The 10,958-nt window shown below is 65.3% G+C and carries 14 protein-coding genes; 3 read left to right on the forward strand and 11 right to left on the reverse strand.

The window, feature by feature from the left end; all coding sequences use genetic code 11:
- Both JO236_RS03640 and pstS read right to left on the reverse strand, forming a co-directional pair.
- Positions 1–347: maleylpyruvate isomerase family mycothiol-dependent enzyme (locus tag JO236_RS03640; RefSeq protein ID WP_293324863.1), on the reverse strand; the 347-nt coding region annotated here is incomplete at its 3' end.
- 40 nt (positions 348–387) lie between these two features.
- Positions 388–1,506 carry a phosphate ABC transporter substrate-binding protein PstS gene (gene pstS, locus JO236_RS03645; protein ID WP_293324866.1) on the reverse strand — a complete coding sequence of 373 codons (1,119 nt, stop codon included), beginning with the start codon at positions 1,504–1,506 and terminating at the stop codon, positions 388–390.
- Between the two features lie 274 nt (positions 1,507–1,780).
- Between pstS and JO236_RS03650 the strand changes: the two genes are divergently transcribed.
- A complete protein-coding gene (locus JO236_RS03650) occupies positions 1,781–2,128 on the forward strand; it encodes a DUF732 domain-containing protein (protein ID WP_293324869.1) in 348 nt (115 codons plus the stop codon).
- 21 nt (positions 2,129–2,149) lie between these two features.
- On the opposite strand, the gene smpB is transcribed toward JO236_RS03650, so the two are convergent.
- The 6 genes from smpB to prfB are packed head-to-tail and all read right to left on the reverse strand — an operon-like array spanning position 2,150 to position 6,833.
- The gene (smpB, locus tag JO236_RS03655; protein ID WP_293324872.1) at positions 2,150–2,635 is read right to left on the reverse strand and encodes an SsrA-binding protein SmpB; all 486 of its coding nucleotides are present in this window, start codon (positions 2,633–2,635) and stop codon (positions 2,150–2,152) included.
- 2 nt (positions 2,636–2,637) lie between these two features.
- Positions 2,638–3,531 (reverse strand): permease-like cell division protein FtsX, encoded by an 894-nt coding sequence (gene ftsX, locus JO236_RS03660; RefSeq protein WP_293324875.1) that lies wholly within the window; start codon positions 3,529–3,531, stop codon positions 2,638–2,640.
- Complete coding sequence (gene ftsE / locus JO236_RS03665) at positions 3,532–4,221, reverse strand: cell division ATP-binding protein FtsE (protein WP_293324900.1); 690 nt, start codon at positions 4,219–4,221, stop codon at positions 3,532–3,534.
- Between the two features lie 44 nt (positions 4,222–4,265).
- Entirely contained in the window at positions 4,266–4,754 is a 489-nt protein-coding gene (locus JO236_RS03670; RefSeq protein ID WP_293324878.1) for a hypothetical protein, read from the reverse strand.
- Positions 4,751–5,737: a mechanosensitive ion channel family protein gene (locus JO236_RS03675; RefSeq protein ID WP_293324881.1), complete on the reverse strand. Its 987-nt coding sequence runs from the start codon at positions 5,735–5,737 to the stop codon at positions 4,751–4,753. Before JO236_RS03675 ends, JO236_RS03670 begins: the two co-directional genes overlap by 4 nt.
- The gene (gene prfB / locus JO236_RS03680; protein ID WP_293324884.1) at positions 5,727–6,833 is read right to left on the reverse strand and encodes a peptide chain release factor 2; all 1,107 of its coding nucleotides are present in this window, start codon (positions 6,831–6,833) and stop codon (positions 5,727–5,729) included. The genes JO236_RS03675 and prfB overlap by 11 nt, the downstream gene beginning before the upstream one ends.
- Before the next feature lie 145 nt (positions 6,834–6,978).
- Between prfB and JO236_RS03685 the strand changes: the two genes are divergently transcribed.
- On the forward strand, positions 6,979–8,340 hold the full coding sequence (locus tag JO236_RS03685; RefSeq protein WP_293324887.1) for an FAD-dependent oxidoreductase: 1,362 nt from the start codon (positions 6,979–6,981) through the stop codon (positions 8,338–8,340).
- On the opposite strand, the gene JO236_RS03690 is transcribed toward JO236_RS03685, so the two are convergent.
- Genes JO236_RS03690 through JO236_RS03700 form a run of 3 tightly spaced genes read right to left on the reverse strand, consistent with a single transcriptional unit; the run spans position 8,341 to position 10,516 of the window.
- Positions 8,341–9,933, reverse strand: a complete 1,593-nt coding sequence (locus JO236_RS03690) for an FAD-binding oxidoreductase (RefSeq protein WP_293324890.1) — start codon at positions 9,931–9,933, stop codon at positions 8,341–8,343.
- 8 nt (positions 9,934–9,941) lie between these two features.
- Positions 9,942–10,145 (reverse strand): hypothetical protein, encoded by a 204-nt coding sequence (locus JO236_RS03695; RefSeq protein ID WP_293324894.1) that lies wholly within the window; start codon positions 10,143–10,145, stop codon positions 9,942–9,944.
- Between the two features lie 41 nt (positions 10,146–10,186).
- A complete protein-coding gene (locus tag JO236_RS03700) occupies positions 10,187–10,516 on the reverse strand; it encodes a hypothetical protein (RefSeq protein ID WP_416362145.1) in 330 nt (109 codons plus the stop codon).
- A gap of 34 nt (positions 10,517–10,550) precedes the next feature.
- Here JO236_RS03700 and JO236_RS03705 point away from each other — a divergent pair.
- On the forward strand, positions 10,551–10,958 hold a 408-nt coding region (locus tag JO236_RS03705), incomplete at its 3' end, for an inositol monophosphatase family protein (protein WP_293324897.1).

Here is a 10,958-nt window from a genome sequence, read left to right on the forward strand (position 1 = left end):
ACCCGACGATTGCCAGTCAACTCGCGGAACCGCTTGAGCACACTCGGGCCTGGCTCGCCGCTGAGATGGCGCACCCAGCATTCGTTCAGCACGCCGATGTCGTTGCGCACGTGCCCAAGCGCCTTGACGTCGACGTCCGGTTCGGGCTGAGCAATGCCGGAGAGGAAGGACTCGGTGCCGATGATGTGCGAGACCACGGCCTTGACGTCCCAGCCGGGCAAGGACGTCGGCGCAAGCCAGTCGTCCTCGGGCAGCCCTTCCAACAATTTGTCGATGTCGTCCCAGACGCCGAAGAGACCAACCAGCACGTCGGACTTGTCGACTTTGGTGAGCGGACGGTCAGCCATGATCGGATATTAGGCCCGTGGTGATAGCAGACGGCCGGAATCACGAGATGGCGTTGACGGCGGCCGACAAGCGCGACTTGAACGCAGCCGGAATGGGAATATATCCGTTGTCCGCCAGACCGTCCTGACCGGCGCCGATCGTGCTTTGCAGGAACGCCTTGACCGCAGTACCCACCTGCGCGTCGGAATACTTTGAACAGACGATCTCGTACGTCGCCAGCACAATCGGATAGGCGCCGGGCTGGTTTGGTCGGTAGAACGAGATCGTGTCGAGGGCAAGGTCGTTGTCCTGCTTGGTGAACCAGGCCGAGGAGATCGTCTTTCCTACCGAGTCGGCGGTGATCGCCACCGGGTCCGGACCGGCCGACGTGATGATCTTGGCCATGGCCAGCTGTTGCGCCTGGGCGAATGACCATTCGACGTAGGTAATCGACCCCTCGGCGGCTTTGACGGCAGCCGCGGCGCCGTCATTGCCCATGGCGCCCTCACCCACTCCGCCCTTGAACGCCTTTGCGGCACCCTTGCCCCAGGCGCCATTGGAAGCCGTATCCAGATACCTCTGAAAGTTGTCCGAAGTCCCAGACTCGTCGCTGCGGAACACGACACGAATGGGCTCCGCAGGCAGCGCCACACCTGCGTTCAGCGCCGCGATCGCGGGATCGTTCCACACCGTAATGCCGCCGTTGAAGATTTTGGCCGCGGTCTCACCGTCGAGGGTCAACGAAGTAAGCCCGTTGACGTTGTAGGCAATGGCGACGGGACCGAACACCGTCGGCAGGTTCCACGCCGGCGAACCACACCGTTGCTGCGCCCGGTCGTACTCGTCCTTGCTCAGCGCTGAGTCCGAGCCGCCGAAATCGGTTAGGTTGCCGATAAATTCGCTGATTCCGGCGCCGGAACCATTGGGTGTGTAATTCAGGGACTGCCCGGCGCAGGCTTGTTCGAAAGTTTTGACAAACCGAGTCATTGCGTTTGCCTGGGCCGTGGACCCGCTGGCCTTCAACGTCGGCTTGCCGCCGCAGGCGACCTTCGCCGACGACGTGCTCGTGGTTGCGTTTCCGCCGGTGGCGTTGTGGTTGTGGTCGCTGCCGCACGCCGACAACATCACTGCGCACGCGGTCGAAATCGCGAGCGCGGCTCCAAATCGGTTGTGTCTCAATTCAATTCCTTTGAACGTACAGATCAGACGATCCCGGCGGCGTGGCCGCAGCTCGCCAAATCGCTGTCGCCGTCGCAGCCATTAGGGCATATTAACGGCCACCGCTGGACATCGCCGGTTACGCATTTTGCGGGCCGAACATGAACTCCAGGTTGATCGCGGGTGGCGTCCAGTCCGCGCCAGGGCATGCCCGTCGACGCGCCGACTAGACTCGCGACTCGACGACTGTTAACCGGTCCGAAGTGAGTCTGACCGATCGGCGGGAAGGGTAGGTATGACGACCACGCACGTGCGCTCGCCCCACCCCGTGCGGCCGACATTGGCCGGCCTTGTCCTCGCGCTCGCGCTGCTCGGCGTGGCGGGAGCGGCGACCCCGAGCGCGCGCGCCGATGCGGTCGACGACAAGTTCCTGGCTGCCGCGAAGTCCAAGGGGATCAACTTCGCGTCGCCTCAAGCCGCGATCGTCGCGGGTCACGAGGTCTGCGACGAACTCGATCTCGGCAGGCAGAAGCCCGACGTCGCGTCCGAAGTGATGCAGAACAGCAACCTGGACAGCTATGCCGCGGGGTACTTCGTCGGCATCAGCGTCGCCGCCTTCTGCCCGAGGCATCTCGGCGGATAGTACGCACCAACAAGGCGCCAATCAGTTCATACCCTTGGCACGGCGACCCAGTTCGCGCACCACTTCGCGCTGCGCGTCGCGACGCGCCATGTCCTGACGCTTGTCGTGCGCTTTCTTGCCGCGCGCCAGGGCGAGCTCGACCTTGACCTTGCCTTCGGAGAAATACAGCGACATCGGTACCAGCGCGAGATTGCCGTCACGGGTCTTCCCGATCAGTGTGTCGATCTGCCGCTTGTGTAACAGCAACTTTCGGTTGCGCCGAGGCTCATGGTTTGTCCAGCTGCCGTGGTGATATTCGGGAATGTGCAGGTTGCGCAGCCAAACTTCACCATCGTCGACGGTGGCGAACGCGTCGACAAGGGAGGCATGGCCCTGTCGTAGGCTTTTCACTTCGGTGCCCAGCAACACCACCCCGGCTTCGAATACGTCCAGGATCGAATAGTCATGCCGGGCTTTGCGATTGGAGGCGATGATCTGCCTGCCGCCGCGCGCCTTGTCTGCCGTCACAGCTAGCGCCGAACGTAGATGCGGAGCGTGCCGTACGCCGTCAATCCAGCCATCACCACGCCCAGCAGGAAAAGAATCGGAGAGATATAGAGAATGTCCGCGTAGTCGACCTTGGCGATCAAATTGGCTTGGTAGAACTGGTTTAGCGCACTCTCCAGAAACATCGCCCGCACCAAAATCAGGCCCACGATGGCGATGACGACACCGACGGTGGCCGCCAGCATCGCTTCAACCAGGAACGGCAGTTGCGTGTACCAGCGGCTGGCGCCGACCAGCCGCATGATGCCGATCTCCGTGCGCCGCGTATAAGCCGCGACTTGGACCATGTTGGCAATCAACAGGATTGCCCCGACGGCCTGAACCACAGCGATGGCGAACGCGACGTTGCTGAGCCCATCGAGCACGGCGAACAGCCGGTCGATCAAGTCCTTCTGGTTGAGCACGGAGAGCACCCCGGGCTGACCCTGCATCGCGGCGTCAAAGTCCTTGTGCTGCTCGGGGTTATCCAGCTTGACAATGAAAGATGCTGGGAACGAATCCTTTCCGGCAACGTCCTTGTACTGCGGGAACTTTCGGATTGCGTCATCGTAGGCCTGCGCACGGTTGAGGAACCGCAGCGCTTTGAAGTCTGGGCGCGCCTCGATCTTGTCTCGCAGCGCCTTGCACGGGTCGGCGGAACACGTCGGGTCGTTGGCGGAGACGTCGTCGGTGAGGAAGACCTGGGTTTCGACACGGTCGAGGTAGATGGCTCGGGAGTTGTCGGCCAATCGGACCACCAGCAGACCGCCACCGAACAAACCGATCGAGATCGCGGTGGTCAGGATCATCGCGATGGTCATGGTGACGTTGCGACGAAGCCCGGTCAGGACCTCATTGAACAGAAAACCGAAGCGCACTTAGCGATCCATTCCGTAAACGCCGCGCTGTTCGTCCCTGATGAGCCTGCCCAGCGACAGCTCGACGACGCGCTGGCGCATCGAGTCGACGATGTGGTGGTCGTGTGTCGCCATCAGCACCGTGGTTCCGGTGCGGTTGATCCGCTCTAACAAATCCATGATGTCCCTACTGGTGTCAGGGTCGAGGTTGCCGGTGGGCTCGTCGGCCAGCAGCACCAGCGGCCGGTTGACAAACGCGCGGGCGATCGCGACCCGTTGCTGCTCCCCGCCGGAAAGCTCGTCCGGCAGCCGGTTGGCTTTACCGGACAGGCCGACCGTCTCCAGCACCTCGGGCACCACCCGGTTGATCTGATCGGTCCTCTTGCCGATGACCTCCAGCGCGAAGGCGACGTTTTCGAACACGGTCTTTTGCTGCAGCAGCCGAAAGTCCTGGAAAACGCAACCGATCACCTGCCGCAGACTCGGGACGTGACGGCCGCGCAGCTTGTTGACGTGGAACTTCGAGACCCGGACGTCCCCGCTCGTGGGTGACTCGGCAGCCAGCAGCAGGCGCATGAAGGTGGATTTTCCCGACCCCGACGGGCCGATCAGGAAGACGAACTCACCCTTGTCGATCTTGACGTTGACGTCGTCCAGCGCCGGCCGCGCCGACGACTTGTACTGCTTGGTGACATGGTCCAGGGTGATCATCACGGCACGCCAGTGTAGCTGTGTATTTCGCCGACCCGCGACGATCAGCTCGCCGGTGGCGCCGAAGTCGGCACCGGACCGGGCCCCGGTTGGGGTGGCTGCGACGGCCCCGAACCCGGGGCACCGGGGGTTGTGGTGGGCGTACAGAAGGGCGGAACGCAGGGCAGCGTCGGCAGGACGAACGGGGGCGGAGCCGTAGTCGTCGGCGTCGGTGAAGGCGGTGGTGTCGTCGCCGTGGTCGTCGGAGTGGGCTTGGGCGTGGAAGCGTCGGGCGGTTGCTGCACACGGCTGCGCGGCACCCACGTGTAGTTGGGATCGGGCACAAACCCGGGCGGGACCACCTGGGCGGGCGGCGGTTCGTTGTGGGTCGGCTCGGGCCGGTAGGTGGCGTAGAGCCACCAAACACCCATGAATGCGATGATCAACGCCAGCGTCGACGTGCGTACACGACCGCCGAATAGGTGGCTCGGCCAGCGTCGTCGCCGCTCGTTTTTGGTGTCTGCGAGCGTGGTTATGTGCGGGTCGATGCTCACCGTCGCTGCACCGCGCTCTCGGCCTCGTCCTCCTCGTCAGCTGCCAAGGACGTCTGGGCCGCGGGCACCGCGGGATCCTCGACGAGTCCAATGGTCGCGTCGGCCGCCGTCACGATGCCGGCACGCGCCAGCGCACGAATAACGAGCACACGCAGCTGTCGGCCGGCCTCGAACTGCTTGCCGGGCAGCGTGCGGGCCACCAGGCGCAGGGTGACGGTGTCAACTTCGATGCTTTCCACGCCCATCACGGTGGGGGCGTCCAGCAGCAACGGCCCCAGCGCCTGATCGTCGCGCGCATGCTCGCACTCCTGGTGCAACACGTCGTTGACCATGTTCAGGTCGGCGGCAGTTGAGACCGGGATATCCACGACCGCGCGCGCCCAGTCCTTTGACAGGTTGATCGTTTTCACGACCTGGCCGTTGGGAATGGTGAACAGTTCACCATCCGGGGAGCGCAGTCTGGTCACGCGCAACGTCACGTTTTCCACGGTGCCGCGGGCCTCAGCGGCGATTCCCGATACCGTCAACGAAACCAGGTCACCGAACCCGTACTGCTTCTCGACGATCACGAAGAAGCCGGAGAGCAGGTCCTTGACCAGCTGCTGGGCTCCGAAACCGAGTGCCGCACCCAGCACCGTGGCCGGCGCTATCAGTCCACCCACCGAAAACTGCAGGACATTGGCGACCTGCAGAACTACGACGATCGCAATGATCACGATGGACACCCAGGAGATCACCGACGCCACTGCTTGCCGGTGCTTGGTTGCCTCCGACTGGACCAGGACGTCGCCTTCGCCGTAGGCGAGTCGCCGGGTCACCCGCTGTGCGACCCAGCTGACGAAGCGGGCCGCCAGGACCGCCGCGATCAGCAGCATGACGATCCGCAGACCCTTGGCGATGATCCATTCGCCGATCTGGCCACGCCAAAAGTCGTGCCAGTGCCCGGCTCCGGCCATGGCGATAAAGTGTGTGTTAATCGTCATCTTTTCGGTTGCGCCACCGGATTCCCGCTTCTAGGAACCCGTCGATGTCTCCGTCCAGAACGGCCGCCGGATTGCCGACTTCGTACTCGGTGCGCAGATCTTTGACCATCTGGTACGGATGCAGTACATAGGAGCGCATCTGGTTTCCCCAGGAGCTGCCGCCGTCCCCCTTTAATGCGTCCAGCTCAGCACGTTCTTCTAAACGCTTGCGCTCCAACAACTTTGCTTGCAGAACCCGCATTGCCGCGACTTTGTTTTGCAATTGCGACTTTTCGTTCTGACAGGTGACCACGATACCGGTCGGGATGTGGGTAAGTCGAACCGCCGAGTCTGTGGTGTTCACCGACTGGCCGCCCGGCCCGCTGGAGCGGTACACGTCAACGCGCAAATCGCCCTCCGGAATGTCGATGTGATCTGTGGTCTCCACCACAGGAAGCACCTCGACTTCGGCGAACGACGTCTGCCGTCGGCTCTGGTTGTCGAACGGACTGATCCGGACCAGCCGGTGGGTGCCCTGTTCGACGGACAACGTGCCGTAGGCAAACGGCGCGTGCACCGCGAACGTGGCGCTTTTGATCCCGGCCTCCTCGGCGTAGGACGTGTCGAACACCTCGACCGCGTACTTGTGTTGCTCGGCCCAGCGGATATACATTCGCATCAGCATCTCGGCCCAGTCGGCGGCGTCCACGCCGCCCGCGCCGGAACGGATGGTGACCAGCGCCTCACGCTCGTCGTATTCGCCGGACAGCAGGGTGCGCACCTCGGCGGCCTCGATGTCGGAGTGCAGCGCCTTGAGTTCGGCGTCGGCCTCGGCCAGAGCCTCGGCTTCGTCCTCCTCGGCCGCCAGCTCGTAGAGCACCGGCAGGTCGTCGAGGCGCCGCCGCAGGTCCTCGACCCGGCGCAGCTCCCCTTGCGTGTGCGACAACTCGCTGGTCACCCGCTGGGCGTTGGCCTGGTCGTCCCACAGTTTCGGGTCGGAGGCCTGCTGTTCGAGCTTCTCGATGCGGCTCCGCAGTCCGTCGATGTCGAGCACCCGCTCCACCGTGGTCAGGGTGGAGTCAAGTGCGGCGATGTCGGCTTGACGGTCGGGTTCCACGCTCGACCACGTTACCGGCGGTTGCCGGTGGGTGGCTCCGGGATGCCCGGCATCAGCGTTTAGCATCGAGCAAGCAGCAGGTGAACCGGCGACCGCCACGCGACAGCCCTTTGCTGGCACCCGGCACGAACAGAAGGGCCCAGGTATGCGTCCGTATCACGTTGCCATCGTCGGCTCAGGGCCGTCGGGATTCTTCGCCGCGGCGTCATTGCTCAAGGCGGCCGACGGTACCGACGAGATCGACGTGATGGTCGACATGCTGGAGATGCTGCCGACGCCGTGGGGCCTGGTGCGCTCCGGAGTCGCGCCCGATCACCCCAAGATCAAGTCGATCAGCAAACAATTCGAAAAGACCGCCGAAGACCCGCGCTTCCGGTTCTTCGGCAACGTGGCGGTGGGCGAGCACATCGCGGCCCCCGAACTCGCCGAGCAGTACGACGCGGTGATCTACGCCGTCGGCACGCAGTCCGATCGCGCGCTGGGCATTCCCGGCGAGGATCTGCACGGCAGCATCTCCGCCGTCGATTTCGTGGGCTGGTACAACGCGCACCCGCACTTCGAGGAGAAGACACCGAACTTGTCGGGCGCCCGCGCGATCGTCGTGGGTAATGGAAATGTCGCAATCGACGTGGCGCGCATTCTGGTCACCGATCCCGAGGTGCTGGGGCTCACCGACATCGCCGATCATGCGCTGGAGTGCCTGCGTCCGTGCGGGGTCGAGGAAGTGGTGATAGTTGGCCGCCGCGGCCCGCTGCAGGCGGCCTTCACTCCGCTGGAGCTGCGCGAGCTGGGTGAGCTCGAGGGCGTCGACGTGATCGTGGATCCGGCGGAGCTGGAGGGCATCACCGACGACGACGCGGCCGCCGCCGGCAAGACCACCAAGACGAACATCAAGGTGCTGCGCGACTACGCGCAACGCGAACCGCGTCCCGGACACCGCCGAATTGTGTTGCGGTTCATGACTTCCCCGATCGAGATCAAGGGCGACGGCAAAGTGGAGCACATCGTGCTCGGCCGCAACGAGTTGGTCAGCGACGACAATGGATGGGTGTCGGCCAAGGACACCGGAGAGCGGGAGGAACTGCCGGCCCAACTGGTCGTGAGATCGGTCGGCTACCGCGGTGTGCCCACCCCGGGGCTGCCGTTCGACGACAAACGCGGGACGATCCCGCACACCGGGGGCCGGGTGGAGGGCAGCCGCAACGAATACGTCGTGGGGTGGATCAAGCGCGGGCCGACCGGTGTGATCGGTACCAACAAGAAGGACTCGCAGGACACCGTCGACACGGTCATCACCGACCTGACTGGCGCGACCGACCTAGCCGATTTCGGGGAGGACCACGCCCGCGAGCTGGCCGACTGGCTGGCCTCCCGCCAGCCGAAACTGGTCACCTCAGCGCATTGGGGAATCATCGACGAGTTCGAGCGCACGGCCGGTGAACCGCACGGGCGCCCGCGCGTGAAACTGCCCAACATCACTGAGCTGCTGCGCATCGGACACGCCTGATCACGGGTCCAATAACACCCCGGGGTTGAGAACCCCCGCCGGATCAAGCGCGGACTTCGCGGCGCGCAGCGCCACCACGAACGGATCGGGACGCTGCCGGTCATACCAGGGCCGGTGGTCGCGCCCGACCGCATGGTGGTGCGTGATGCTGCCGCCCGCGGCGCTCAGCGCCTCCGACACGGCGACCTTGATCTCGTCCCACTGCGCGTCGAGAGAGCCCCAGCGCCCGCCCGCATAGATGCCGTAATACGGGGCAGGGCCGTCGGGATAGACGTGGGTGAACCGGCACGTCACCACCCCGGCGCCGGAGACCTTCTCGATCGCGGTCCTGGCGGCGGCGATCACCGCGGCGTGCAGGGCGTCGAATCTGTCCCAGGTGCAGGCGGTTTCGAAGGTCTCGGCGATGACGCCGCGGCGGGCCAGCGCGTCACGCTGGTACGGCATCCTTAGGAACGTTGAGCGCCAACTTGCGGCGGGATCGTTTTCCGCTGCCCCGCTGGGTGATTCGCGAGCACGCCGCGCGGTCAGGACGCCGCCGTGTTCGGCCGCGATCTGCACGGCCCGGTCCAGCCACGGATCCACCGGGTGGTCGGCGGATTCGAAAGCCAGCACCAGCAGGCCGCCACCGACCGCGCTACCGGCATTCAGGAATGCCTCGGCGGGGTCCAGCAGCCGGCAATTCGCCGGATAAAGACCGGCCTGCGCGATCGTTCGGGTCGCGGTGACCGCGGCGGCCCAATCGTCGAACTCCACCGACGCGGTGACCTGCCACCGCGGGCGGTCCTGCACTCGCACCCAGGCTTCGGTGATGACGCCCAGGATTCCCTCGGAGCCCAGAAACAGCCGGTCCGGGGACGGCCCGGCACCCGAGCCCGGCAGCCGCCGCGACTCGCTGATCCCGGCCGGCGTGACCACCCGTAGCGCTTCCGTCAGGTCGTCGATATGGGTGTAGAGCGTGGCGAAGTGCCCACCGGCTCGGGTGGCCAACCATCCGCCGAGGGTGGAGAACCCGAAAGACTGGGGGAAATGCCGCAGCGTCAGATCGTGTGCGCGCAGCTGATCCTCGATCGAGGGCCCGAGCGCGCCCGCCTGGATGCGAGCGGCGCGGCTGACGCTGTCGATCTCGAGCACCGCACCCATGGCGGTCGTATCCATCGTGACCGCGGGACCGTCGAACCGCGGCTCCACTCCGCCGGTCACCGAGCTGCCGCCGCCATAGGGGACCACCGAGATGCCTTGGCGCACACACCAATCCAGCACGTCGATGATGTCCTGCTCGGTTCGCGGCCGCACGATCAGATCGGGGACGTGGTCGAGCCGGCCCTGCAGGTTGCGGGCGACGTCACGAAATGCCTTGCCGCGCGCGTGCCCAGCACGGTCAGTAGGGTCGGTCGAGCACAGCGCGGACAGCGACGCCGGCGGTGCGATCCGCGGCTTCATGGGCCCGGCCGGCCCGAGCGCCGACGGGTCCGGTGGCGGATGATCGCTCAGGTCATGCCCGGGTAGTAGCGCAGCGGCCCGTGACACCAGTTGGGCGGTCTCACGCTCGGAGAGCGCATCTTCGACGGTGCCCCAACCCCACCACGACCGCATACCGGGCGTTAGCGCTTCATGACGATGCCAACCGCACCGACAACCAGCAGCACGATGGCCGCGAAGATCGCCCACCCAGCCCCGACGAGCCACCAGACGACACCCAACGCGATGAACGCCGGTGATAGCGCGAATAGCACTATGCCGGGATTCTGCTTGATCACCTCGAGGGCGCTGCGAGCCCTCATCGGATCGATTTCCTTGCCTGCCATGCGTTTCTCCTATCGAAGCTCAAAGTCCCTGCGACGCGGGACTACCCGGCGGCCGGATCGGGCGGCGCGAACTTCCAGTTGTCCGGATTCTTCGGGGAATATACGACGGGCATCACCTGACCCGGGGTCGGCCACTGGTCGATGTCGACGGCCATGCGCTGATACACGGCGTGCTCGCTGACGGTGGGGCCGTTGATCACTCCGGCGATGGTGACGAACTGCTGACCGATCGCGTCGGGACGCGGGCTGACGCCCGTCACCAGCAGCGTGCCGCTCGCCAGCTCGCCACGTGGGCCGCGCGGGATGAACCGCGGGGCGAGGAAGGTCAACAGGATCGCGATCAGCAGGATCAGCACACCGAATTCCCACATGAACCCCATGGTAGGGACGTGATAGGACTGCGTCATGAGTCAGGACGATCTGACGTTTGCGCTGACGCTGGCCGACCGGGCGGACCGCGTGACTCGTGCCCGGTTCGGCGCGCTGGATCTGCGCATCGAGACCAAACCGGACCTGACCCCGGTGACCGACGCCGACCGAGCCGTCGAATCCGACCTGCGCGACGCGCTCGGGCAGCACCGGCCCGGCGACACCGTCCTCGGCGAGGAATTCGGCGGGACAACCACACTCAGCGGACGGCAGTGGATCATCGACCCGATCGACGGCACCAAGAACTTCGTCCGCGGGGTGCCGGTGTGGGCGAGCCTGATCGCGCTCCTCGACGACGGCGTCCCGACGGTGGGTGTAGTGAGCGCGCCCGCGCTGCAGCGCCGGTGGTGGGCGGCACGCGGTCGGGGCGCCTTCGCGGCGGTC

Source organism: Mycobacterium sp. (assembly GCF_019247635.1).
Classification (GTDB): Bacteria; Actinomycetota; Actinomycetes; order Mycobacteriales; family Mycobacteriaceae; genus Mycobacterium.

Excerpts from the sequence above, each read along its gene's own strand:
- JO236_RS03700 (WP_416362145.1), bottom strand. The coding sequence starts at position 10,516 with ATGTGGGAATTCGGTGTGCTGATCCTGCTGATCGCGATCCTGTTGACC.
- JO236_RS03690 (WP_293324890.1), bottom strand. The coding sequence starts at position 9,933 with ATGCGGTCGTGGTGGGGTTGGGGCACCGTCGAAGATGCGCTCTCCGAG.
- JO236_RS03685 (WP_293324887.1), top strand. The coding sequence starts at position 6,979 with ATGCGTCCGTATCACGTTGCCATCGTCGGCTCAGGGCCGTCGGGATTC.
- ftsE (WP_293324900.1), bottom strand. The coding sequence starts at position 4,221 with ATGATCACCCTGGACCATGTCACCAAGCAGTACAAGTCGTCGGCGCGG.
- JO236_RS03675 (WP_293324881.1), bottom strand. The coding sequence starts at position 5,737 with ATGACGATTAACACACACTTTATCGCCATGGCCGGAGCCGGGCACTGG.
- JO236_RS03695 (WP_293324894.1), bottom strand. The coding sequence starts at position 10,145 with ATGGCAGGCAAGGAAATCGATCCGATGAGGGCTCGCAGCGCCCTCGAG.
- JO236_RS03650 (WP_293324869.1), top strand. The coding sequence starts at position 1,781 with ATGACGACCACGCACGTGCGCTCGCCCCACCCCGTGCGGCCGACATTG.